The sequence below is a fragment of the Streptomyces hiroshimensis genome (genome assembly GCF_014650335.1).
GTDB classification, from domain to species: Bacteria; Actinomycetota; Actinomycetes; order Streptomycetales; family Streptomycetaceae; genus Streptomyces; species Streptomyces hiroshimensis.
This window is the reverse complement of record NZ_BMUT01000011.1, coordinates 121,045-143,818: the sequence shown is the minus strand read 5'-3', so window position 1 is coordinate 143,818 and position 22,774 is coordinate 121,045. Positions and strand designations below refer to the sequence as shown.

The following is a 22,774-nucleotide window of genomic DNA, read 5'->3' as shown; positions in this document are numbered from 1 at the left end:
TCGCCGTAGGTGATCTCACCAAGCAAGATCCCCCTCCGGACCGGGGAGCAACCGGAAGCAACTCCTCGCCCTCTAAGTAAGGTTGCCCTCCTTCGGGGCTGCGCTCGCCCCTGCCCCTCCCGCCCTCTTCCCTCCCGTTTCCCGGCCCCTTCCCCTCCTCTCCTCCTTCCGCGAGGTGGGGTCCAGGAGGCAGGGTGGGGGCATGAGGCTACTGATACTGGGCGGCACGGAGTTCGTGGGCCGCGCCGTCACCGAGGCGGCGCTGGCCCGCGGCTGGCAGGTGACGGTCTTCCACCGCGGCCGGCACGCGCCGCCGGAGGGCGCGGCGGCCCTGCACGGCGACCGCCGGGAGGCGGACGGCCTGCGGGCGCTCGCGCACGGCGAGTGGGACGCCGTCGTCGACACCTGGTCGTGGGCGCCGTCGGCCGTGCGGGACGCGGCGCGGCTGCTGACCGGGCGCGCCGGGCGGTACGCCTACGTCTCCAGCGGCTCGGTGTACGCCTACCCCTCGCCGGCCGGGCGCGACGAGCGCTGGCCCGTGGTGGACGGCTCGCCGGACGCCGGCGAAGTGGGCTATGCGGAGGCCAAGCGCGGCGGGGAGCTGGCGGCCCTCGGCGCGTTCGGCGACCGGGCGCTGCTGGTGCGGGCCGGGCTGATCCTCGGCCCCGGCGAGAACGTGGGCCGGCTGCCGTGGTGGCTGGGGCGGATCGCCCGCGGCGGGACGGTACTGGCCCCCGGCCCGCGCGACCTGGGCGTGCAGTACATCGACGTGCACGACCTCGCCGCCTGGATCCTCGACGCCCTCGGCGCGGGGCTCGGCGGCCCGTACAACCTCGTGAACCCGCCCGGGCACGCCACCATGGGCGAACTACTGGAGGCGTGCGTCCGGGTGACGGGCTCCGGTGCGCTCCTGCGCTGGACCGGACCCGAGCCGATCCTGTCCGCGGGCATCGAACCCTGGACCGACCTGCCGGTGTGGGTGCCGCCGGGCGAGCTGTACGACGTACTCCACCGGGGGGACGCCTCCAAGGCCCTTGCCGCGGGGCTGCGCTGCAGGCCGGCGGCCGAGACCGTGGCGGCCACGTGGGCCTGGCTGCAGGAGCTCGGCGGCCGGGCCCCGCAGCGCCCGGACCGGCCGCCGCTGGGCCTCGCCCCGGAGCGGGAGGCGGCGCTGCTGGAGCGGCTGGAGGCCGCCGGTTAGGGGCGGCCGGACGGAGGGCGGGTCCACCATTGTCGATATAAGATGAAATTCCGTCTCAAAAGACTAAACCACTTCCACTGATTACCCGTCTCTCCCGGAGTAACGCCCCTCCCGGAGGAGTGACTGCCGTGGGCCTGACGTCCCAGACGTTCCTGCTCGTCCTCGTGCTCATCGCCGTCGCGGTGAGCGCGCTCGTACTGTGGCTGTGGCCGCGGGCCGCACGGAAGGGACCGCTGGCGCTGGCGGGCCGCATCGGTCTGCTCGTGGTGACGCAGGTCAGCATCCTGGCCGTGCTGCTCGTCGCCGCGAACAACGAGTTCGGCTTCTACTCGACCTGGAACGAGCTGCTGGGCCGCGCGTCGAGCAAACAGGTCCTGCAAACGGGCACGAAGGACGGCAGGCGGCCGCCCGCCCTCACCGTGCAGGGGCAGGAGTCCATCGGGCTCAAGGGCACCCGCGAGAAGGCCGGGCAGGTGGACCGCGTCCAGATCCACGGCCCGGTCAGCGGACTGAGCATGGACGGGTACGCCTATCTGCCGCCCGAGTACTTCCAGAAGGAGCACGAGAAGGAGAAGTTCCCCGTGGTGGTGGTCATCACCGGCCAGCCGGGGGTCTCCAAGAACCTCATCACCCAGCTCAAAGTCCCGCAGGTCGCCTCCTCCGCCATCATGAAGAAGGAGATCAGGCCGACGATCTACCTGCTCGTCCGGCCTTCGGTGGTCGCCGACCGCGACACCAACTGCACGGACATGCCGGGCGGTCCCCAGGCGCTCACCTTCTTCAACCAGGACGTGCCGTTCGCCGTGACCGACGTGTACCGCGCCTCCGACGCCCCCGGCAGCTGGGGCGCCGTCGGCAACTCCACGGGCGGCTACTGCGCACTGAAGCTCGCGATGACCAATCCGGCGCGCTACGGCGCCGCGGCGGGCCTGTCCGCCGACTACTTCGCACGCCAGGACGGCAAGACCGGCGACCTCTACGCCGGCAGCAAGGCGTACAAGAACGAGAACGACCTGACGTGGCGCCTGGAGCACATGCCCCCGCCGCCGGTCTCGCTGCTCCTGGGCACCAGCAAGAACGAGGACAACTACGGGCCGAGCCTGAAGTTCGCGCAGAAGGCCAAGCCCCCGCTCAAGGTCGACAAGCTGGTCCGGGACGAGGGCGGGCACAACTTCCAGACGTGGCGCGAGGAGTACCCGGTGGTGCTCAAGTGGCTGGACAAGGAGCTCAAGGAGCTGACGGCCCCCCGTAACGGCGGTCAGTAGCACCGCCGCGCGGCGTCTCCCTGCCCCTTAGCTTTCCCCGAACGCGCAACGCGCCGCCCGCCGCCAGCGGTTGGCGGGCAGGGCCGGGCGGAGGGCGGCCAGCGCCCCGCAGTACTTCGTGAAGACCGCCGGCCGCACCCCGCACGCGTGCAGGAGCCGGTCGGCGTCCGTGAGGTGCCCCGCGGTCTTCGTCTCGACGAGGACGAGGTCCGTGTCGCACCGCACCCGGCGCCCGGCGCGGAGGTCGTCGCAGACGAGCCCCGCGTCGCACGTGATGCGCTCCCCGTCGGCGACGAAGGTCGCCCGCAGGTAGTCCGTGCTGAGCGAGGGCTGCAGGGTCGCGGGCGAGTCGATGCCGTAGGCGCGGTGCAGGGTGTCGGCGAGGAAGGCGCGGTAGCCCGCGTCCAGCGGGGTGTCCGAGCCGGCCAGCGGCCGCCGGTGCTTGACGGTGTCGCCCCGGCGCCCCTTGAGCTTGACCTCGAACTGCCGGTCCCCCGTGTCCTGGTAGACCCGCTCGCGCACCTTGAAGCGGAGCCGGCGGCCCTGCCGGTGGTCGTGGAAGGAGCGCAGGCCCGGGGTGTCGTAGTAGACGGAGTGGTAGTGGAAGGCGCGGCGGCCGTCGATGGTGAGGGCGCGGAAGGGGCCGCCGGGCCTGCGGGGGTCGGTCAGCCGGGCCGCTATTTGGAGGAACGTTTCTGCGGGTACGAGGTAGCTCCGGTCGAAGCGCGCCATCAGCTCGGCGCGCGCATTGACCTCGGCGAGCGGGATGGGCCCGGTGGCGTGCGCCGCGTCGTGGATGGCCCGCACGGCTGCGGCGGCGGAAGCGGGCAGGGCCGCGGGGGCTCCGGCGGGAGCGGCGGCCTGCCGGACGGCGGCGGTCACACGGACTCCCAGGCGGGCGCGGCCGCGGGCGCGGCTCCGGCTTCGGTCCGGGCCTCGGCCCGGGCTTCGGCTCCGACGGGGGCGGTACGGGCCGGGCCGCTTCCGGGCTCGGGCTCCCGGTATCGGACGTCCACGACCGTGAGGTCGCGCACGTAGTCGACCTCCATGACCGTCCAGTGCATCGGCTCGCCGAGACGCCGGGCGAGATCGGCGCGCAGGGCGGCGGGCTCGGCGTGCACGGTGTCGAGGGTGACGACGGTGCGGCGGGAGCGGGCGAGGAGCCGGGGGTGGTCCGCGGCGTAGACGACCAGGAGCAGGACGGCGCCGAGCGCGGCCGCGAGCCCGAACGCGAGGTGCGGCAGCCCGGTGATCAGGCCCAGGACCAGGGTCGTGAAGTAGTACGCGACCTCCTCGTGCTGCACGGAGTCCGAGCGCAGCCGGATGATCGACAGCACGCCGAACATCCCGAACCCGAGGGCCATCCCGCCGTTGCCGCCCAGCTCCGCGAGGGCCGCGACGACGGTGAACAAGGCCACGTTCAAGGCCAGGTAGGCGGGCACGAGGTCGCGCCGCCGGTGCCGGGGGTAGTAGATCGCGAACGTCAGCAGGCACACGGCGACGAGGTCGAGCCCCAGGTGGGCGGCGAGGTGTCTTAGGGAGTCCATCGCTCACTCTCTGTACGTAGGAAGTACCCAGACCATAAGGAAACGCTGGGTGAACATTCGCTACTTCTGAGTGAACAATGCGCGTCCTTGATGGAACCGGACCGCAAGTGTCCGGATCACTGCCACACCTGTCGCATTCGGCACTCTTGCCCCGGGCGCCACGGATATGACCCCGGCGGCCTACGCGGTGGGCAGGACCGCGCACGACCTGCCGAAGGGACGATCCCGGTCGGCCACCCGGCCCACCGGGCCCGCGGCGCGCAGGACGACATCGAGGGCCGCGTCCGGGTCGGCTGCCTAGCAGTTGCTGAACCAGGCCATGTTCGCCTCGACCACGGCCCACCGGGGCGCACCGTCCCCGGCCGACATGAGGCCGACGTCGACGACGACCGCGCTGGGCAGGGTGTGCCCGGCCGCCCCGGCGAGCCGGGAGGCGAACTCCAGGATCGCGGCGCGCTGCGGGTGCCCGTCGAGGGGCGCGGCGTCGAGGCGGCCGAACACGGCGTACTGGCTGCCCGTCCGGACCTCGCCGTCCAGCAGGAACAGGCGCACCTCGCAGTGCCAGGTGACGACTTCGCTGATCTGGACCGGTGTCCACGACGGCAGGCCGGGGCCCGCGGGCGACCCGCCGCCGTCCCCGTACACCGCCGCCGGGAAGCTCTTGTCCGTGGGCGGCTTCACGAAGGCGGGGCGCGTCAGCGCGCGGGCCTCGGCCAGGGTGGCGGTACGGATCGCGCGGCCCGAGAACGTGCGGGGAAGCCCGGAGAGCCAGTCGTCGGCCGGCTCCAGCAGGCACAGACCCAGCCGGTCCCGGACCCGGGCGGCGAACAGCGGGCCGCCGTAGTAGTGGGCCTCTCCCCGGTTCCCCTCACGGCAGTCCGCGGGATCCGCGCCGCGGGGCAGGGTCTCCACCCGCATGCCCCGCCGCCGGGCCGCGGCCGCCAGCAGCTCTGCCGTGGAGGAGTACTGCGGCGCGAGCATGAGCCGGGCGGCGGGACCGGTGGAGGGCACGGGAGACTCCAATCTGCCCATACTGCGGGATAGTGACCACGCCTCAGGAGCCGATCGTTCCGGTTTGGTTCCAGAGCTTCCGTGCGCCCTGCTGGGCGGCTTGTCGGTGTGCAGATAATAGGGGCCGCGTTCCGGCGGCCGGGCCCTGCGGCCCGCCACCGGAGCGCAGCCGTACGTGCAAGAACACCCGGAACACCGATGGGGGCGTCACAATGAACGCTGAGCTGATGGACGACGAGCAGCGGACGGGCGCGGCAGTACCCGTCGTACGGCGGCGGTGGCAGCGGGCCCGCCGGGCGGCCGTCGTCGCGGCGCTGGCGCTGGGCGCCTCCCTGCTGGTCTCCCCCGCCTCCGCCCAGGCGACGGAGCAGGCCCGTCCGGCCGCCGCCGTCGCCACGGTGGAGCGTCAGGCCGAGGCCGGGGCCGCCGCGGGCGCCGAGCGCACGGGCGCGGCTTCCGCGCTGCAGGCCTCGCACGGGCACCGGTCCGCCAAGGACCACGTGACCTCGGCGGCGAAGAAGCCGAAGAAGGAGAAAAAGAAGAAGAAGGGCTTCTTCAAGAAGCTCGGAATCTTCATGATCATCGTGATGATCCTGGTCTTCGTCTTCGTGATCGCCATGATCATTCTGGCGATCGTCCTGATCCGCAAGGCTCTCAGGCGCCGTCGCACCTGAGCGGAAGCAGCGGGAACGGCGTAAGCAGGAAGTGCGGGGCGGCAGCACGCCGCCCCGCACTTCCTGTTTTTACGTCCTTTACGTCGGCTTTTACGTCAGCGGACGGTCTGGTCGCCGTCGGGAACGTCCTCGACGGTCACCCGGGCCCGGGGCTGCCCGAGCCCCTTGGCCACCGCCTCGGCGATGCCGCCGGGGTCGGGCGACGTCGGGAACGGCACGGCCTCCCCGTCCCCGTAGCTCTCGATGGCCTTGACGAAATAGCTCGGGTCCCAGGCGCCGACGGCGCCCCTGACCTCGACCGCGCGCACCGGCCGGCCGCCGGTCCTGCGCTTCAGCTCGGACAGGATGCGGTCGGAGCGGTACTCCCCGGGCACCTGGAAGAGGCTGGCGTGGGCGCCCACGAGGCCGCCGTCGCGCAGCCGGACGGTCACCGTCAGACAGCTGGTGACGCTCGGGTAGAGGATCGTGCCGCCCGGCGCGGCCTCGGCGACCTGCCCCTCCGTGATCCTGACGGGGGTCGTCGTACCGGCCTCGGCCTTGCCGCCGACGGCGACGACGGCGGCGGTGACCGCCGGCGCGGGCGACGGCGCCGCCTGCGCGACGGCCCCGGCCGCCACTTGCACGGCCACGAGTACGGCCGCTGCGGCCGCCACCCGCTTCGCCCTCTTCACGCCTGCTGCCGGATCGCCCGCGGGAGCGCTTGCTGAAGCACCTTCTGAAACACCTGATATCGCATTCACGCGATCATTCTGCTCGCCCGCCGCTCAGACTGCCGTCTCCGGGCCGAAGCGGCTGCGCACCGCGATCTGTACCTCGTCCTCCTCGGCCGGATCGGCGGCGAGCCTGCGCAGCTGTTCGACGACGCGGGCGTCGGCGGTGGCCGCGTGGTGCGCGGCCAGCTCACGGGTGCTCTCCTCGCAGTCCCACAGGCACTCGACCGCGAAGCCCGTGGCGAACGACGGGTCCGTCGCGGCCAGCGCCCGCGCCGTGCGGCCGCGCAGGTGCGAGGACGACGTCTCGCGGTAGATGTGGCGCAGGACGGGCGCGGCGCAGGTGATCCCCAGCCGCCCGGCGCCCGGCACGAGATCCCACAGGACCGGGGCGTCGGGCCCCTCGGCCCGGACGGTGCGCCGCAGGGCGCCGAGGACCAGCGCCGCGTCGTAAGGAGCGCCCCGGGAGGCGAGCATGCCGGCCGCCGCGCCGCCGAGGGCGTCGGTGCGGTGGATCCAGGCGCGGGCCCGCTCCAGGGCGGCCGTGCCGCGCATCCGCTCGAAGGCGGTGACGGCGGCGTCGGCCACGAGCTCGCCGGGCTCGGCCGCGGCGGTCTCGATGAGGTCGAGCGCCTGGGGGTCGTCGTGCTCGGCGAGGTAGCGCAGGGCGGTGGCCCGGGCGCCGTCGGGGCCGAAGGCGGCGGCTTCGATGATCTCCAGCCGGTCCTCGGGGCCCGCGACGGCGTTCAGGCAGCGGGTCGCCGGGACGTGGCGCAGTTGGACGGGGTGCAGGCCGAGGCCCTCCTGGGCCCAGTCGAGCACTTCGGGCACGCTCCAGCCGGGCCGCGGGCCCGTGGGGCGCAGCTGGCGCTGCCAGCGGTCGAAGGAGCCCTGTTCCTGTGCTGCGCGCACCCGCTCCGCGGTCGTGGGCGACTGGGCGGCGTCGGCCCACAGCCGCCAGGGGCGGGGCTCGAAGGCGTCCCGCACGGCCGCGGCGAGCGCCTTCTCTCCCTCCGGGGTGGCCGGGAAGCGGGCGAGGATGCTCTCGCCGAGGGCGAGCAGGCCCGCGTCGTCGTCGCGCAGGGCGAGCTCGTCGAGGGCCCAGGCCCAGTTGGTTCCGGAGATCGCGTACCGCCGCAGCAGCAGGAGGGCGTCCTCCCGGCCGTAGGAGGCGAGGTGGCCGAGGACGGCGAGGGCGAGGCCGGTGCGCTCCTCGTCGGTGTCGAGGAAGTCGTCGGCGTCGAAGAGGTGCCGGTCGATCTCGCCGAGCCCGGCGTCGAGGTCCAGACACAGGCGCGCGTAGTAGAGGGAGCGGTTCTCCACCTGCCAGTCACGCCTGGGGTCGCTGAGGAGGCAGTGGTGGAGCGCCGCGAGCGCCTCCGCCCGCGGCGCCGCGAGGGCATGCAGGGTCCCGTCGCCGCGGCCTCGCTGAAGGAGGCCGAGCAGGGTGCCGCTGGGCGCTATGTCTGGATCGAACATGGGGTCAGCATCCGGTGCGGGGAGTCGGCTGGCAACGGGATTTCCGTCGTCCGGCATTCTTGCCGGTGTCCACCGGTGCTATGCGTGGTGAACAGGGGTAACTCGAGGTCGGTCGAGCGCCCCGCAGCCTACCTGGAGTGAGAGATTCCGCCGAGTCCTGTCCGATTTGCCCACTCCTCGGCCACTCCGCCCCCACGTCGGCGCGATCCCACTCCCCGTAATCACTTACTTACCTCCAAGATGAACCTTCACCATCACTTCTCCCTGCCATAGGCATATGCCCTGGACACCACCGGATCGGGTGTTGCCAAAGCACTTACAGGCCCTCGCTCCCTGTGCAACAGTCGTTACGGCCCATTCCGCGGACCTATGGAGCCGGCCGCGCCGCGCCCCCCAATCGGAGTACGAGATGCCGTCCCCCCTCCACGCGGACTCCTCCGCAGCTCAGCCGCCCGAGCACGGCACGGTCGACGCCCTCATCTCGCAGACGCGCCGGCTGCGCGGCGGGCTCGACGCCGTGCGGCGCGAGACGGCGGGCCCGGAGGAGCCGGATGACGCCCGGCGGCGCTGGCACCGTGCCCTGTGCGATCTGGCCGCACACCACCTCGACGATCTCGGTGAGCACCTCGGCCAGCTGCGCGAGGGCCCGCCCGCGCCCGGCCCGGTCGACGCCCCGGGCACGGCGCAGGCCACCGCGGCGCCGCCCGCAGCCCCGCCCGCGCCCGTCACGGCCCCGGCCCGCGTCGGCAGCGCCGAATGGAACCTCCTCACGGACGAGGCCACCTGGTCCGACGAGCTGTTCCGGCTCTTCGGCCGCCGCCCCGAGGAGGGCCCGCTGACGCTGGACGAGCTCCCCTCCTGGCTGCCCGAGGAGGACCGCGGACAGCTCACCGCGATGGTCACCGGCTGCCTGGTGGACGGCAGGCCCATCGACGGCGAATTCCGCATCGTGCGCAGCGACGGCTCGGTCCGCAGGGTGCACATGATGGGCGAGCCCGTCCTCGGCGCCGACGGCTCCACGGCCTCCATGTGGGCCGTCTTACGGGATGTCAGCGAGCTGCACCGCAGCCGCGAGGCGGTGGACGAGACCTGCCATACGCTGCAGCGCCGGGAGCACATCGCCCAGGCCGAGCGCCGGCTCGCCGTCGAGCTGCAGGAAGCCGTGCTGCCGCCGTGGCGCGGATCCCTGCGCTTTCCCGAAGGCGGCACCTCGCAGTCCGACGGCTCCCCCGGCACCCTCGACCTCGCCGCTCACTACCTCCCTTCCGCCAGCAGCGCCCTCATCGGGGGCGACTGGTTCGACGCCCTGCGGCTGCCCGGGGGGCGGACCCTCCTCAGCGTCGGCGGCCTGACCGGGCACGGCGCAGCCGCCACGTCCGGCATGGCGATGCTGCTGGGTGCCCTGCGCGGCATGGCCGTGACCGGCGCCGAACCCGGCCCGCTGATGGGCTGGCTCAACCACCTCCTCGACGCCTCCGCGCAGCCCGCCCTGGGCAGCGCCGTCTGCTGCCGCTACGACCCCGCGACCTTCACTCTCACCTGGTCCCAGGCGGGCCACCCCGCGCCCCTGCTCTTCCGCCGGGGAAAGGGCCGTGCGCTGCAGCCGCCGGAGGGCATGCTGCTCGGTGCCGTCTCCGACGCCGCGTACGGACAGGCGGAGGAGCGTCTGGAGCCCGGTGACATCCTCCTTCTGCGCACCGACGGGCTCTCGCCCCACAGCGCCGGGCCGATCACCGAGACCGTCACCGACCGGCTGCTGGGCTTCGCCCCCCGGTTCGCCACGGCGAAGTGCGCCCAGGAGTGCGTACGGGCCGTGCTGGAGGAGTTCGGCGGCAAGGAGCGCGAGGACGACGCCTGCCTGCTGATCGGGCGCGTCAACGACTGAGGCCGTCAACGACGACTGCCGTCAACGACTGCGGCCGTAGGGACCTGTCGCGCAGGAACCTGTTGTAGGAACCCGGGGCCGTCAACGGCCGGGAGGCTTACACCGCCGTCCCCTTGCTTCCGGTGCCGCCCTTCTTCGCCTGCGGCCTGGGGGCCTTGGGCAGCGCCTGCTTGATCTCCTGACGGAGATCCTCGATCCGGGCGTACCCCGCGTACTTCCCCGTCAGGCGGTACATCTCGCGGAGCCGGTCCCAGGTGCGGTGCGAGGAGGTCTCCCCGATCGACACCAGGGCCAGCCGGGCATAGGTGTCCGCCTGCTCGGGGTCGTTGCTGATGAAGCAGGCGGAGGCCATGGAGATGTAGTCGAAGATCATCGACCGCTGGTGGCCGCTTCTGCGCAGGGCCAGCGCCTCTTTGGCGTGCTGCTGGGCGATGGCCGCGGCCCCGGGGTCGTGCTCGGCGAGCGTGCGGTAGGCCAGGGCCTGCATGCCGTGGAGGTCGGCCTCGTCGAAGTGCTGCATCCAGCTCGGGGGAGGCACGTCCCGCTTGTCGGAGACGAACAGCTCCTCCGCCTCGCCGAGGGTGCGCCGCATGGCCTGGCCCCGGCCCATCGACGCCTGTGCCCAGGCCTCGATGGTGTAGAGCATGGCGCGGGTGCGCGGCAGGGTCTCGTCGCCGGAGCCGGATTTGGCGAGCGTCATCAGATCGAGGGCGTCGTCGGGCCGGCCGAGGTGCACCATCTGGCGGGCCGCACGGGAGAGCGCCTCGCCCGCGCGGGGCCTGTCGCCCCCCTCGCGGGCCGCGTGGGCGGCGATGACGAAGTACTTCTGGGCGGTGGGCTCGAGGCCCACGTCGTGGGACATCCAGCCGGCGAGCACCGCGAGGTTCGCGGCGACGCCCCAGAGCCTGCGCTGCAGGTGCTCGGGGTGGTGGTAGGAGAGCATGCCCCCCACCTCGTTGAGCTGGCCGACCACCGCCTTGCGCTGCAGGCCGCCGCCGCGGGCCGCATCCCACGCGCGGAACACCTCGACCGAGCGCTCCAGGGCGTCGATCTCCGTGGAGCCCACCGGCGCGGCCTCGTAGCGGTCGAGCCCGGCGGTTTCGGCGTGGACGGCATTGCTGCGCAGCGGATCGTCGAAGCGGGGGGAGTCGGAGGCGAGGACCGGATCGGAGTGCAGCCAGTCGTGCATGGCGCTGCTGAGTGCTGAGCCTGCGGCGAGCGCGGCGCCCGCACCCACCAAGCCGCGTCGGTTGAGCATGAGGTCCATTCCCGTGAATTCGGTGAGGACCGCGGCGGTCCGCTCGGGCGGCCAGGGGAGACCGTCCGCGGACTGCCCCCTACCCGCGCGCCCTCGCCGACCGAACCCGAGGTCCTCGATGGTCACGACACGGCCGAGTCGCTCGGTGAAGAGGGCTGCCAGCACCTTGGGCACGGGATCGCGCGGGGATTCCCCCATGTCGATCCAACGCCGCACCCGCGAGGTGTCGGTCGCCAGCTGCGGGTGGCCCATGACGGCCGCCTGCCGGTTCACCAGCCTCGCCAGTTCGCCCTTGGACCATCCGGCCAGGCCGAACAGATCCGCGAGGCGGGTGTTGGGTTCCCTCGTCACGTCAAGCCCCCAGGTTCTCGGCTGACTTGAAGGTAGCGGTCCGTCATGGGCCAAGCGAGTATTCGCCAGGGTTCGCCAGGGTCCGCCACATGGTGTGCCACCCGCGGGCGGGTGTGATGTAGGAACGCGCCACCCCGGTCACCGGCAGCCGGCCCAGCAGTGGGCAGGGAACCGGCCGGTACCGCTCAAGGGCGCCCGAAAGGGCCGTCCGGAGGGGGACCGGCCGCGGACCACGTGCATTCCCCAGGGTGCACACCGGCCCGGGGACCGGGGGAGCGCGGCAACTCGTCGGCACACGAAGGGATCCGTTCCGCTCATGTATGCAGCCTCGTCCTCCGTGTCCGCCCCGCCCCGGCTCCGCCCTCCCCACGCCGGCGGCGGGCCGTACCTCGATCCCTCCCACGCCGCGGGGGCTGCCTTCGGGGGCGGACGGGCCCGGCGGACCCCGGGGCTGGGGGGGCAACCGCTCAGCGGGAGAATCGACTTGTCCGGCCCTCAGGGCACCCAATTGCGTTCGGTGATCGCCGCCGTGCAGCGCATCTGCCCGGAGTTCAACGCCGTCCAGGTCCTGCGCCGCAGCGGGCGCTCGGTCCTGCTGGTCGGCTCCACGGGCCGCACCACAGCAGTGGCCAAGTGTTTACTGGACCCCTCACCGGCCTGGACCGAGCGGTTCCGGCACGAAATAGCTACATACCGTGCGTTCGTCCGCCACCGTCCGCCGGTGCGGGTGCCACGGCTCATCGCCGCGGACCCCGACAACTGCACGCTGGTGATCGAGCGCATGCCCGGGCGTCCCGCGGCCCTGCAGCGGCATCCTTCGGAGGCGCCGCCCCGTGCGGATGTGCGAGCCGCGCTCGGCGCGATCTGCAGGGTCAACCTCTGGCGGCCGCCGGCGGGCATGTTCGACATGCCGCTGGACTACGGCAGGCGCATCGCGCGCTACCACGAGCTGGGCCTGCTGACCGACCGCGACATGGGCGATCTGCAGAAGCTGCTGCACGGGCTGGCCCACGTCCAGGGCCAGTTCTGCCACGGTGACGCCCAGCTCTCCAACATCCTCCTGGCCCCCACCGGCCCCGTGCTGGTGGACTGGGACCAGGCGGGCTGGTATCTCCCGGGCTACGACCTCGCCACGCTGTGGACGGTCCTCGGCGACGCCCCCGTGGCACGCCGTCACATCAGCCAGGTCGCCCAGCAGGCCGGCACGGTGCAGCGTGACGCCTTCCTGGTGAATCTCATGCTGGTGCTGACCCGCGAGATCCGTACCTGTGAGACGGCCGTGCAGCATGCGATGCAGGAGCCCGCCCCGACGGCGCCCGGCGCGGCCGAGTCGGGCGAGGAGCAGCGGCTGCTGCTGCGCCGCCTGCACGACGACTGCGCGCTCGCCAGGCGCGCCGTCCGGGCCGCGGTCGGCACCCGCTGACCCCACCCCTCGCTCCCTCGTCACCCCTTCCGCGACACGCCGCGCACACTGCGCGGCGTGTCTCTGCCTTTCCCGGAGGGAAGGTGCCGTGACGGCAGAGGCGCGGCAGCAGCCGTGGGCAACATGCATCGCCACAGCATGATTGACGGAACGTCCGCCAGGGGCTACCTCTGGTTACGTCCGGTCCCGCACGCCCGATCGCGCCCCGACCATTGCCGCGCGTGGCACGGCCCGCCCCGAGGAGGCTGCATTGCGAGGATCCGCTCCCCGACCGTGGAACGCCCCCCTCAGACCCCCGAGCAGACCCCCGAGGAGAAGACAGGCCGCGTTCCGGGCGGCCGGAGTCCTGGCTTCGGCCGCCCTGTTGCTGCCGCTTGCGCCCCAGGCGGCGACGGCCACGGTTCAGCGGCCGCCCTCCGGCGCCCTGCAGCGGGCCTTCGCCGAGGCCTCCCGTGAGTATCGCGTCCCGCAGAGCGTGCTGCTGGGGGTCTCCTATCTGCAGTCACGCTGGGACGCCCACGGCGGCGCGCCGAGCGTCACCGGCGGCTACGGCCCCATGCACCTCACCGATGCCGCCCACGCCTTGGCCGAGGCCCCGCACCACAGCGACGGCCGTGAGGACCCGCGGGGCGACGGCGCACGCCCGCTCCCCCGGGCCGACCGGCCGACCGCCCTTCCGGCGGGCGAGGTCCCCGCCCGGCTGCGCACGCTGGAGCGGGCCGCGCAGGCCTCCGGTCTGTCACGCGAGGCACTGCGCCGGGATCCCGCGGCGAACGTCAAGGGCGGTGCCGCACTGCTCGCGGCCGCCCAGAAGCGGCTGGGCCTGCCCCTGAGCCAGGATCCCGCCGACTGGTACGGCGCGGTGGCGGGCTATCCGGGCGCGTCGGACGCGGCGACGGCCGCCGCCTTCGCCCGTGACGTCTTCGACGTGATGCGCACGGGCGAGCGGCGCACCACCGACTCCGGCCAGCGGGTCGCCCTGCCGCGCAGCCCGCGCCTCGCGGGGCGTACCGATCAGGTGCGGCGCCTGGGCCTCTCGAACGCCCCGGAGGAGGGGACCGAGTGCCCGAGGACGGTGGCCTGTGAAGCGATCCCCGCGCCGTACGAGAAGCTGTCGGGCGACAACTACGGCAATCACGATCTGGCGGGCCGCCCGGCCTCCCAGAAGACCGAGTTCATCGTCATCCACGACACCGAGGGGTCCTGGGAGACGACGATCAAGCTGATCAAGGACCCGGCCTACGTCTCGTGGAACTACACCGTGCGCTCCGCGGACGGGCACATCGCCCAGCACGTGCGCACCAAGGACGTGGCCTGGCACGCGGGCAACTGGTACGTGAACGCCAAGTCGGTCGGCATCGAGCACGAGGGCTTCCTGGCCCAGCCGGACGCCTGGTACACGGAGGAGATGTACCGCACGTCGGCCCGTCTGGTGCGGCATCTGGCGCAGCAGCTGAAGATCCCCCTGGACCGCCGGCACATCCTCGGCCACGACAACGTCCCCGGCACGACCCCGTCGACGATCAAGGGCATGCACACCGACCCCGGCCCGTACTGGGACTGGGCGCACTACTTCGACCTGATGGGCAGGCCGTTCCAGCCCACGGGCGGCCCGTCCGGCGGCATGGTCACGATCCTTCCCGACTACGAGGCCCACGAGCCCGCGTACACCGGCTGCACGAGCCCGGCCAAGCCCTGTGCACCGCACGGCTCGGGTGCCGTGCGGCTGCACACCGCGCCGAACGAGAGGTCACCGCTGGTGAAGGACGCCGGGCTGCGCCCGGACGGCAGTGCGAGCACGATCGACGTCAATGACACGGGTGCGCGCGCCTCGACGGGGCAGCAGTTCGCGGTGGCGGGGCGCAAGGGCTCCTGGACGGCGATCTGGTACCTGGGCCGGCAGGCGTGGTTCCGCAACCCGTGGTCGCAGCCGACCGCCGTCAACGCGTTCGGCTCGGTGGTCACCCCGAAGGAGGGGCTGGAGGAGGTCGCGGTCTACGGGCGCGCCTATCCGGAGCAGGAGGCGTATCCCGCGGGCGTCCCGGTGCAGGCCCTGGCGCCGCTGCCGTACAAGCTGCGCGCCGGCCAGTCCTACGTCGCCGGGCCGCGGGTGCGGAGCGAGTATCTGTGGGCGAAGACCTTCGATCCCGCGGGCCACAAGGTGGTCAAGGGCAAGGATGCGTACTACGAGATCCAGTTCGGGCACCGGGTGGCCTTCGTGAAGGCCGAGGACGTGCGCGTACGGCCCTCGAACCAGTAGCCCCGGCGCATGGCGACGGAGCCCGGTACGGCGTCTGCCGTGCCGGGCTCCGGTGCGTGCGGGTGTGCGGTGGATGGTGCGCGGGCTCCGGGAGGAGCGCGGCGTCAGGCCGTCTGGAACATCTCGGCGGGCAGCGGCTTGAGGAGCTGGTAGAGCTCGTCGGTGATGGGCCGGTCCCAGCTGGCGATGGTGACGAGGACGCCGTCGCTGCGGTCGAACTGGGTGCAGGAGATGCGGCCTTCGGAGCACTTGATGCGCCGGACGATCAGCAGATTGTCCTCGTGCATGACCGGGATGTCCTCGGTCTCCAGCACCTCCACCGGCTCGTCGTTGCCGAGCGCCAGGAGGAGCTGCGTGACCTCGAAGGGCACCTGGCCCTCGTCGAGCTCGCGCACCGGGGAGCCCTCGGGCATATTGCCGATGATCATCGCCGGGCCGCGCCCGCCGAAGAGGTCGTAGCGCAGGAAGACACCCTGGCAGCTGCCGTCGGGCGCGGGCAGCAGCCCGGCCCCGAGATCGCCCGGCCAGTCCCCCGGGTCCATGGCCAGGACGTCGAAGTCCGGCCCGGTGGGCGTGGCGCTGCGGCGGCGGAGGAAGGACATGCCCACATCGTACGTGCCCGGGCCCGTGACGCGGCGCCGGGGAGAGCTTCGGCACGGCTCTCTGCGCGCCCTGCGGGACGGGGCTGCGCAGCAGGCGAGCGAAGGGGCGGGCGGGGCGGGTGAGGTGCTCAGGCGGCGGCGCGCAGGCTGTCCATGTGGCTGCGCAGCACCTGCCGGAGGACGTCCGGGGTGAGGGTGCCGGGCTGGAGCACGGCCTGGAGGGTGAGGCCGTCGAGCAGGGCGGACAGCCGCAGGCTCTCCGTGGCGATGTCCAGGCCGGCGGGCAGACCGCCGGCCTCCCGGCTGCGGTGCAGGACGCGGGTCACGACGCCGAGCATCCCGTCCTGCAACTGCCGGGCGCGGGGCAGCAGTCCCGGCCGGGTGCGGGCCGCGGTGGCGAAGGCGATCCACAGGACCGCCTCTTCGTGGCGCTCCCGGTCGAGGGGGAGGAATTCGGCGAGGAGGTCCTCCGCGAGGCTGCGGCGCTCGGCCGCGTGGGCGGGGTCGAGGATCCGGTCGGCGTGGGCGCGGACACGGGTCTCGATGCGGCCGGTCAGCTCCCCCATCGCGAAGATCATCATTTCGTCGTGGTCGCTGAAGTAGTGGCGCACGGATCCGATGGCGAGGCCGGCCTCCTCGGCGACGTTGCGCAGGGAGGCGGCCTCCAGGCCGCTCCGGCTCACGACGCGCAGGACGGCTTCGGCGACGGCCCTGCGGCGGGCCCCGGGGTCGACGATCTTCGGCATGTTGGCTTTATAGCACGGGCGAGCTACCATCCTTTTTTGGCACGGCCGTGCCAAAAAATGGAGGGAGTGCCGCGTGAACGGCTGGCTGCTGGGGGCGATCATCGCCGCGGTGGTGATCGTCGTGGTGATCAAGCGACTGAAGGGGGAACCGCTCAACGCCCGCGACCTGCTGATCACGCCGGTCGTCCTCACCGGCATCGGCGTCGCCTCGCTGGTGAAGGCGGAGGGCCTGACGGGGACGGATCTCGCCTGGGTGATCCCGGGCGCCCTCCTGGGGTGCGGGCTCGGCGCCGTGCGCGGGGCCACCGTGCACCTCTCCGAGAAGGCCGGGGCGCTCTGGCAGCGCTACACGGGCCGGACGTTCCTGGTCCTCGTGGGTTCCCTGGTGATCACGGGCGGTTTCGGTCTGCTCGCCACCCACGCGGGCGTGTCCGAGGACGCCCGGCCGATGCAGCTGAACATCGGCGTGAGCTTCCTCGGTGAAGCGCTGGTCATCGGCGCACGGGGCTTGATGAGCGGGGTGCCCTTCGCCCCGGAACGCCCGCGGCGCTGACGTCGCGGGCGCCCCGGGCGGGCCGGGCGTCGCGGGCGTCCCGGGCGGGCCGGGCCTCCCCTGCGGAACCGCGGCCAAAAGCCCGCCCGGACGCAGCTTGTGGGGGCGCTGTCCGGGCGGACCGACGGCCGAGGACACCGCCGCGGCGGCACGCTACCAGGCGCAAACGGGGCTCTCATTTATGGAAACCCTTACTCTGGAGCGAATGGGTGAATTCCCGAAACTTCCGTTATGGGACCGAGTTACTCAGATCGCTTCCCTGTCTGTGAGAGGCAGTTAATCGATCGAAAGGCACAGACCGTGCTCAAGAAGGTACTCACGACGGCCGCCATGACAGCTACCGCTGTCGGCACCATCGCCGGCCCGGCGATGGCGATCGGCAACGATCAGGACGTCGCCAACGGCAACGCTTCGCACACCGGTTACGGCAACACGAAGACCGGCGGCAAGGAAAGCCCGCAGATGAGCCTGATCCAGGGCACTCTCAACAAGCCGTGCCTGGGCATCGGGAAGATCGGTCTCCAGGGGCTCGTCGGCGCGGTGCCGATCAACGTCCAGGACGTCCCGATCCTCTCCTCGCAGCAACAGCAGCAGTGCACCGACAACTCGACGATCAGCGACGGCGACGACCCGCTGTCGCACATCCTCGACGAGATCCCGATCATCTCGGGCAACGGCTCGGGCAACAAGGGCGGCGGCCACCCCGGCCTGCACGGCCTCAACGGCGGCCACCCCGGCTTCGGCGGCCACTGACCGGCGTCTCGGTCGGACGGATCTCCCCCTGTCTCGGGTGCACGGGCCCCGGGACAGGGGGATTCCCCTGTCCCGGGGCCCTTACGAACCCTTCCGCCCCGCTTCCGAACCCTGCCGCCCCTTGCCGGCCCCTTGCCGGCGCCTCGTCGGCCCCTGCCCGGAACGTGCAGGTCAGAGGGCCGGACGCCGGTTCCCCGCCCGGTCGTATACGATGACCGCGTGACTATGCTCGTCAAACGCCGCCACGTGGACCTCCTCCGCGTCACGAGCATGTCCTGTCGCCGCTACGGCTGATCTTCTTCCCGCCCAGCCCTCTCCACGGGCCGAGGCCTGCTTTTCCTTCTTACTTTTCCTGCCGTTTCCCGGTCCCGCTCCGCCCTGCCCGCGTACCCGCGACGACGGAGCGGCCGTCCGGCGCACCGCCGTACGGAAAATCCCGGGCCCTCACGCTGTGGACAACCCTCATGAGCAACAAGCTTCCCGTCCTCGACCTCTCCGCCGCCTCCGCCGGTCCGGAGGCCCGTGCCCGCTTCCACGAGGAGCTGCACTCGGCCGCCCGCGACGTGGGCTTCTTCCACCTCACCGGCCACGGCGTCACCGAGACCGAGACCGCCGACCTGTGGCGCACCATGCGCGCGTTCTTCGCTCTCCCCGAGGCCGACCGGCTGTCCGTCAGCAACCTCAACTCCCCGCACTTCCGCGGCTACACCCGCATCGGCGACGAGCGGACGGGCGGCAGCCGGGACTGGCGCGACCAGCTGGACATAGGCGCCGAGCGCGAGGCGCGGGTGCCGGGCGCGGACGAGCCCGGCTACTGGTGGCTGGAGGGCCCGAACCAGTGGCCCGCGGCCCTGCCGGAGCTGCGTACGGCCGCCCTGCGCTGGATCGACCGGCTGAGCGCGGTGGCCGAGCGGCTGCTGCACGAGCTGCTGGCCGCGATCGGCGCCCCCGAGGACTTCTACGACAAGGCCTTCGCCGACCGTCCCCACCTGCACCTGAAGCTGGTTCGCTACCCCGGCAGCGCCCCGGACGGCGCCGGCCAGGGCGTCGGCGCCCACAAGGACTACGGCTTCCTGACCCTGCTGCTGCAGGACGAGGTCGGCGGTCTCCAAGTGGAGGCGGCCGACGGGTCGTTCATCGACGTGCCGCCGGTGCCGGGCGCGTTCGTCATCAACCTCGGCGAGCTGCTGGAGGTGGCCACGAACGGCTACCTGAAGGCGACCAACCACCGCGTGGTCAGCCCGGCCGGCACCCGCGAGCGCTTCTCCGTCCCGTTCTTCTACAACCCGCGCCTGGACGCCCGCATCGAGCCGGTGCCCTTCGCACACGCCGACCGGGCTCCGGGCGTCACCCAGGACGACCGCAACCCGCTGTTCGCGGAGTACGGCCGCAACGAGATCAAGGGCTGGCTGCGCGCCCACCCGCAGGTGGCCCGCCGCCACCACGCCGCTCTGCTGACGGAGGGCACGCCCGTGGGCTGATTGCCCGTCAGGTGAGGTCGAACTCGCCCTCGCGGGCGCCGCGTACGAAGGCGCGCCACTCCGCGGGCGAGAACACCACTGCGGGACCCGGATCACGTCCGTTGCGCATGGCGATGAAGCCCTCCACGAAGGCGATCTGGACATCGCCGGTCCCCTGGCTGCCCGGCAGCCAGGCGGCGTTGCCGAGGTCGAGCTCGGGCACGATGGCGCCCGCCGGTCGTTCAGTCGTGCTCTCTGCCACTGCTGAAGCTCCTCCCGGTCGTCGTCCCGCGCCCACCCTAGCGAGCGCGGCGTGCGCCGCACAGGCCGCACGGCGGCGAACGCTCCGCCGTGCGCTCCTTCAGGTGGTGGGGGGTTCGTGGCCGACCACCCACATGGAGAAGAACTGCGCGCCCCCTCCGTAGGCGTGGCCGAGCGCCTTGCGGGCGCCGTCGACCTGGTGCTCACCCGCCCTCCCCCGCACCTGGAGGGCGGCTTCGGCGAAGCGGATGAGGCCGGAGGCGCCGATGGGGTTGGTGGACAGGACGCCGCCCGAGGGGTTGACCGGCAGTTCGCCGTCCAGCTCCGTGGCCCCGGAGGCGGTGAGCTTCCAGCCCTCGCCCTCGGCGGCGAAGCCGAGGTTCTCCAGCCACATCGGCTCGTACCAGCTGAAGGGCACGTACAGTTCGGCGGCGTCGATCTCGCGCCGCGGGTCGGTGACGCCCGCCTGCCGGTAGACCTCGGCGGCGCAGTCGCGGCCGGCGCGCGGCGAGACGAAGTCCTTGCCGGCGAAGAGCGTGGGTTCGCTGCGCATGGCGCCGCCGTGCACCCAGGCGGGCGGGTGCGGGGCGCGGGCGGCACCCGTGCGGTCGGTGAGGACCATCGCGCAGGCGCCGTCGGAGGAGGGACAGGTCTCGGAGTAGCGAACCGGGTCCCACAGCATGGGCGAGGACTGCACCCGCTCCAGGGTGAGGCCGTGCTCGTGCAGGTGGGCCCACGGGTTCTTCAGGGCATTGCGGCGGTCCTTGTAGGCGACGAGCGAGCCCACGGCGGCGGGGGCGCCGCTGCGGCGCATGTAGGCCCGTACGTGCGGGGCGAAGAATCCCCCGGCGCCGGCCAGCAGGGGCTGCTGGAAGGGCACGGGCAGGGACAGGCCCCACATGGCGTTGGACTCGGACTGCTTCTCGAAGGCCACGGCGAGCACGGTCCGGTGGACGCGGGCCGCGACGAGGTCGGCGGCGACGAGGGCCGTGGAGCCGCCGACCGACCCGGCGGTGTGCACCCGCAGGACGGGCTTGCCGACGGCTCCGAGGGCGTCGGCGAGGTAGAGCTCGGGCATCATCACGCCCTCGAAGAAGTCGGGGGCCTTGCCGACGACGACGGCGTCGGTGTCCGCCCACGACAGCCCCGCGTCCTCCAGGGCCCGCACGGCGGCCTCGCGGACGAGCCCGGCCAGGGAGACGTCCCGGCGGGCCGCCGCGTGCTTGGTCTGGCCGATGCCGACGACGGCCACGGGTTCCTTGCTCACCTGGCCTCCCCTTTGGTCTCGCCCTCGGTCTCGCCTTCCAGTACGGCGACGAGGTTGTGCTGCAGGCAGGGCCCGGACGTGGCGTGGGCCAGGGCCCGGTCGGAGGCCCCCCGGTGGATGCGGGCGGCCGCCTCGCCGAGGCGGATCAGGCCGGTGGCCATGACGGGGTCGGCGGCGTGGGCGCCGCCGGAGGGGTTGACGGCGACGGTGTCGTCCAGGCGCAGCGCCCGGCGCAGGACGACTTCCTGCGAGGTGAAAGGGGCGTGGAGTTCGGCCGTGTCGACGGGGGCGCGGAAGGCTCCGGCGCGTTCGGCCGCGAGGCGGGTGGACGGCGAGTCGGTGAGGTCCCGCAGGCCCAGGGCCTGGGCCTCGATGCGGTGGTCGATGCCGCGGATCCAGGCGGGCCGGGCGCACATGCGGCGCGCGGTGTCCGCGGCGGCGAGCACGACGGCGGCCGCGCCGTCGGTGACGGCCGGGCAGTCGCCCGCGCGCAGGGGCCGTACGACGTACTCGCCGGCGGGCGCATCGTCGCCGCCCCGGCGGGCGAGGACGGCCAGGGCCTCCTCATCGGTGTGGCCGGCGTCGATGAGGGCCTGGGCCTGGAGGGCGGCCAGCGAGACGGAGTCGGGCCACAGAGGGGCGACGTAGTAGGGGTCGAGCTGGCGGGTGAGGACGTCCCGCAGGGGGCCGGCGGAGGGCTTGCCATGGGCGTAGACGAGGGCGGTGTCGGCCCGGCCGGTGAGGATCTTCACCCAGGCCTCGAAAAGCGCCCAGGCGCCGTCCGCCTCCACGTGGGACTCGGCGACGGGCGGCCAGGCGCCGACGCCGTCGAGGGTCTGGGTGAAGGAGAAGGGGCGGCCGGCGAGGTAGTCGCTCGACCCGGAGCAGGTGAAGTCCGCCTCGCCGGGGGCGAGTCCGGCCTGCTCCAGCGCCGCGTGCAGGACGGGCAGCAGCATCTCCGTCTCGGACAGCCCCTCGGCGGCGCCCCGGTGGTCGCTGCGCGCGAAGGCGACGATGGCGACGTCGCGGGGGGCCGTGCGGCGGGCGCCGCCCGCGCCGCCGGGCTTCACAGCAGCTCCTTGTAGGTGTCGTAGGCGGCGTCGGGTTCCCCGGTGGGCCGGTAGTGGTCGGGGTGGCGGCCGTCCGCGGTCCATACGGGCTCGACGCGCAGGCCCATGCGCACCTCGTCGTACGGGATGCCGCCGATGCGCCCGTGGAGGGCGAGGTCGGCTCCGTCCAGGGCGATGTGGGCGTAGACGTAGGGGACCTCGATGCCGGCGCCCTTGGCCTTGATGTTGACGATGCAGAAGGTGGTGACGGTGCCGCGCGGGCCGACCTCGACCTGCTCGGTCGCGGCCACGCCGCAGGTGGGGCAGGCGCCGCGGGGCGGGACGTGGACCTTGCTGCAGGAGGGGCAGCGTTCGCCGGTGATCCTCCGCCCGGCGAGGGCGGCGAGGTGGCGGCTCTGGGCCCGGCCGGGCGTATAGGTGTAGTCGAGCCGGGCGGGGGCGACGATGCCGGTGACGGGGTCGTCGAAGGTGCCGTGGTGCGGGGCGGGTGTCCGCGGGCCGTCCCCGCCGTCCCCGCCGTCCCCGCCGTCGTCCTCGTGCGGGTCGTACGGTTCGAAGCAGCCGATGTCGGTGATCGCGCCGGTGCGCTCGGGTGCCCAGCGGATGCGGACGCGCATGCCGGTGCGTACGGCGTGGGGCCCGGGGGCGTCGAGGACGTGCAGCAGGGCGGTGTCGGCGCCGTCGAGGCGCACCAGGACCCAGGCGAAGGGCGTGCGCAGGGGCTGGCCGGGCCGGGGGGCGGGGTTCCAGGCCCAGGTGGTGACGGTGCCGGTGGGGGCGACCTCGGCCAGGTCGCGGATCTCCTCGGCGGTGACGGGGTCGTACTCGACGGGCGGGACGAGGATGCGCCCGTCGCGGGTGCGTACGCCGAGGACCGTGCGCTCGCGCAGGCCGGTGAGGAAGGCGCTCTGCACGGGGCCGAGGGAGCGGGTGAAGGGGAAGGAGACGGTCAGGGGCGCGGTGAGGATCTCCGGCACGGCGGTGCTCCCTTCAGGTGA

The 22,774-nt window shown here is 73.0% G+C and carries 21 protein-coding genes and 1 pseudogene; 10 read left to right on the top strand and 12 right to left on the bottom strand.

From position 1 onward, the window contains the following. Window positions 1–202 precede the first annotated feature (202 nt). A complete protein-coding gene (locus tag IE241_RS24280; RefSeq protein ID WP_190023943.1) occupies window positions 203–1,201 on the top strand; it encodes an NAD-dependent epimerase/dehydratase family protein in 999 nt (332 codons plus the stop codon). A 128-nt stretch (window positions 1,202–1,329) separates the two neighbouring features. Beyond that, window positions 1,330–2,466: an alpha/beta hydrolase gene (locus IE241_RS24275; protein ID WP_190023942.1), complete on the top strand. Its 1,137-nt coding sequence runs from the start codon at window positions 1,330–1,332 to the stop codon at window positions 2,464–2,466. 27 nt (window positions 2,467–2,493) lie between these two features. On the opposite strand, the gene IE241_RS24270 is transcribed toward IE241_RS24275, so the two are convergent. The 3 genes and pseudogenes from IE241_RS24270 to IE241_RS24260 form a co-directional block, all read right to left on the bottom strand. After that, window positions 2,494–3,348 (bottom strand): polyphosphate polymerase domain-containing protein, encoded by an 855-nt coding sequence (locus tag IE241_RS24270; protein ID WP_229899733.1) that lies wholly within the window; start codon window positions 3,346–3,348, stop codon window positions 2,494–2,496. After that, a complete protein-coding gene (locus tag IE241_RS24265; protein ID WP_190023941.1) occupies window positions 3,345–4,013 on the bottom strand; it encodes a DUF4956 domain-containing protein in 669 nt (222 codons plus the stop codon). The genes IE241_RS24270 and IE241_RS24265 overlap by 4 nt, the downstream gene beginning before the upstream one ends. Before the next feature lie 180 nt (window positions 4,014–4,193). Then, a pseudogene (locus tag IE241_RS24260) lies at window positions 4,194–4,994 on the bottom strand (ATP-grasp domain-containing protein). A 242-nt stretch (window positions 4,995–5,236) separates the two neighbouring features. On the opposite strand from IE241_RS24260, the gene IE241_RS24255 reads away from it, so the two are divergent. Continuing rightward, the gene (locus IE241_RS24255; RefSeq protein ID WP_190023940.1) at window positions 5,237–5,698 is read left to right on the top strand and encodes a hypothetical protein; all 462 of its coding nucleotides are present in this window, start codon (window positions 5,237–5,239) and stop codon (window positions 5,696–5,698) included. Between the two features lie 95 nt (window positions 5,699–5,793). Here the strand turns inward: IE241_RS24255 and IE241_RS24250 are convergent, their stop codons facing one another. Continuing rightward, window positions 5,794–6,369, bottom strand: a complete 576-nt coding sequence (locus tag IE241_RS24250; RefSeq protein ID WP_190023939.1) for a hypothetical protein — start codon at window positions 6,367–6,369, stop codon at window positions 5,794–5,796. A 93-nt stretch (window positions 6,370–6,462) separates the two neighbouring features. Beyond that, a complete protein-coding gene (locus tag IE241_RS24245) occupies window positions 6,463–7,887 on the bottom strand; it encodes a HEAT repeat domain-containing protein (RefSeq protein ID WP_190023938.1) in 1,425 nt (474 codons plus the stop codon). Between the two features lie 409 nt (window positions 7,888–8,296). Between IE241_RS24245 and IE241_RS24240 the strand changes: the two genes are divergently transcribed. Beyond that, window positions 8,297–9,772 carry a PP2C family protein-serine/threonine phosphatase gene (locus IE241_RS24240; protein ID WP_190023937.1) on the top strand — a complete coding sequence of 492 codons (1,476 nt, stop codon included), beginning with the start codon at window positions 8,297–8,299 and terminating at the stop codon, window positions 9,770–9,772. 97 nt (window positions 9,773–9,869) lie between these two features. On the opposite strand, the gene IE241_RS24235 is transcribed toward IE241_RS24240, so the two are convergent. Beyond that, window positions 9,870–11,381, bottom strand: coding sequence for a DNA-binding protein NsdB (locus IE241_RS24235; RefSeq protein ID WP_190023936.1), 1,512 nt, complete (start codon window positions 11,379–11,381; stop codon window positions 9,870–9,872). A 316-nt stretch (window positions 11,382–11,697) separates the two neighbouring features. Between IE241_RS24235 and IE241_RS24230 the strand changes: the two genes are divergently transcribed. Beyond that, the gene (locus tag IE241_RS24230; RefSeq protein WP_190023935.1) at window positions 11,698–12,804 is read left to right on the top strand and encodes an aminoglycoside phosphotransferase family protein; all 1,107 of its coding nucleotides are present in this window, start codon (window positions 11,698–11,700) and stop codon (window positions 12,802–12,804) included. A gap of 250 nt (window positions 12,805–13,054) precedes the next feature. Beyond that, entirely contained in the window at window positions 13,055–15,064 is a 2,010-nt protein-coding gene (locus IE241_RS24225; protein WP_190023934.1) for an N-acetylmuramoyl-L-alanine amidase, read from the top strand. A 104-nt stretch (window positions 15,065–15,168) separates the two neighbouring features. Here the strand turns inward: IE241_RS24225 and IE241_RS24220 are convergent, their stop codons facing one another. Both IE241_RS24220 and IE241_RS24215 read right to left on the bottom strand, forming a co-directional pair. Continuing rightward, complete coding sequence (locus IE241_RS24220) at window positions 15,169–15,666, bottom strand: hypothetical protein (protein ID WP_190023933.1); 498 nt, start codon at window positions 15,664–15,666, stop codon at window positions 15,169–15,171. Between the two features lie 128 nt (window positions 15,667–15,794). Further along, window positions 15,795–16,412, bottom strand: coding sequence for a TetR/AcrR family transcriptional regulator (locus IE241_RS24215; protein WP_190023932.1), 618 nt, complete (start codon window positions 16,410–16,412; stop codon window positions 15,795–15,797). Between the two features lie 73 nt (window positions 16,413–16,485). Here IE241_RS24215 and IE241_RS24210 point away from each other — a divergent pair, with 73 nt between their 5' ends. From IE241_RS24210 to IE241_RS24200, 4 genes are all read left to right on the top strand, one after another. Continuing rightward, entirely contained in the window at window positions 16,486–16,965 is a 480-nt protein-coding gene (locus IE241_RS24210; protein WP_190023931.1) for a DUF1453 family protein, read from the top strand. A gap of 300 nt (window positions 16,966–17,265) precedes the next feature. Then, complete coding sequence (locus IE241_RS24205; protein WP_229899729.1) at window positions 17,266–17,718, top strand: rodlin; 453 nt, start codon at window positions 17,266–17,268, stop codon at window positions 17,716–17,718. 219 nt (window positions 17,719–17,937) lie between these two features. Continuing rightward, window positions 17,938–18,012 carry a putative leader peptide gene (locus IE241_RS35020; protein WP_353620260.1) on the top strand — a complete coding sequence of 25 codons (75 nt, stop codon included), beginning with the start codon at window positions 17,938–17,940 and terminating at the stop codon, window positions 18,010–18,012. 170 nt (window positions 18,013–18,182) lie between these two features. After that, window positions 18,183–19,199, top strand: coding sequence for an isopenicillin N synthase family dioxygenase (locus IE241_RS24200; protein ID WP_190023930.1), 1,017 nt, complete (start codon window positions 18,183–18,185; stop codon window positions 19,197–19,199). A gap of 7 nt (window positions 19,200–19,206) precedes the next feature. On the opposite strand, the gene IE241_RS24195 is transcribed toward IE241_RS24200, so the two are convergent. The 4 genes from IE241_RS24195 to IE241_RS24180 all read right to left on the bottom strand — a co-directional run bounded on the left by IE241_RS24195 (window position 19,207) and on the right by IE241_RS24180 (window position 22,753). Then, window positions 19,207–19,440: a DUF397 domain-containing protein gene (locus IE241_RS24195; protein WP_030364278.1), complete on the bottom strand. Its 234-nt coding sequence runs from the start codon at window positions 19,438–19,440 to the stop codon at window positions 19,207–19,209. A gap of 99 nt (window positions 19,441–19,539) precedes the next feature. Further along, window positions 19,540–20,706, bottom strand: coding sequence for a thiolase family protein (locus tag IE241_RS24190; protein WP_190023929.1), 1,167 nt, complete (start codon window positions 20,704–20,706; stop codon window positions 19,540–19,542). Further along, the gene (locus tag IE241_RS24185) at window positions 20,703–21,776 is read right to left on the bottom strand and encodes a thiolase family protein (protein ID WP_229899727.1); all 1,074 of its coding nucleotides are present in this window, start codon (window positions 21,774–21,776) and stop codon (window positions 20,703–20,705) included. Before IE241_RS24185 ends, IE241_RS24190 begins: the two co-directional genes overlap by 4 nt. Continuing rightward, the gene (locus IE241_RS24180) at window positions 21,773–22,753 is read right to left on the bottom strand and encodes a Zn-ribbon domain-containing OB-fold protein (protein ID WP_190023927.1); all 981 of its coding nucleotides are present in this window, start codon (window positions 22,751–22,753) and stop codon (window positions 21,773–21,775) included. The genes IE241_RS24185 and IE241_RS24180 overlap by 4 nt, the downstream gene beginning before the upstream one ends. Window positions 22,754–22,774: the final 21 nt, after the last annotated feature.

Bases quoted from the DNA above. Each gene is read 5' to 3' on its own strand.
- IE241_RS24280 (WP_190023943.1), top strand. From the start codon at position 203: ATGAGGCTACTGATACTGGGCGGCACGGAGTTCGTGGGCCGCGCCGTC.
- IE241_RS24265 (WP_190023941.1), bottom strand. From the start codon at position 4,013: ATGGACTCCCTAAGACACCTCGCCGCCCACCTGGGGCTCGACCTCGTC.
- IE241_RS24255 (WP_190023940.1), top strand. From the start codon at position 5,237: ATGAACGCTGAGCTGATGGACGACGAGCAGCGGACGGGCGCGGCAGTA.
- IE241_RS24245 (WP_190023938.1), bottom strand. From the start codon at position 7,887: ATGTTCGATCCAGACATAGCGCCCAGCGGCACCCTGCTCGGCCTCCTT.
- IE241_RS24240 (WP_190023937.1), top strand. From the start codon at position 8,297: ATGCCGTCCCCCCTCCACGCGGACTCCTCCGCAGCTCAGCCGCCCGAG.
- IE241_RS24230 (WP_190023935.1), top strand. From the start codon at position 11,698: ATGTATGCAGCCTCGTCCTCCGTGTCCGCCCCGCCCCGGCTCCGCCCT.
- IE241_RS24220 (WP_190023933.1), bottom strand. From the start codon at position 15,666: ATGTCCTTCCTCCGCCGCCGCAGCGCCACGCCCACCGGGCCGGACTTC.
- IE241_RS24215 (WP_190023932.1), bottom strand. From the start codon at position 16,412: ATGCCGAAGATCGTCGACCCCGGGGCCCGCCGCAGGGCCGTCGCCGAA.
- IE241_RS24200 (WP_190023930.1), top strand. From the start codon at position 18,183: ATGAGCAACAAGCTTCCCGTCCTCGACCTCTCCGCCGCCTCCGCCGGT.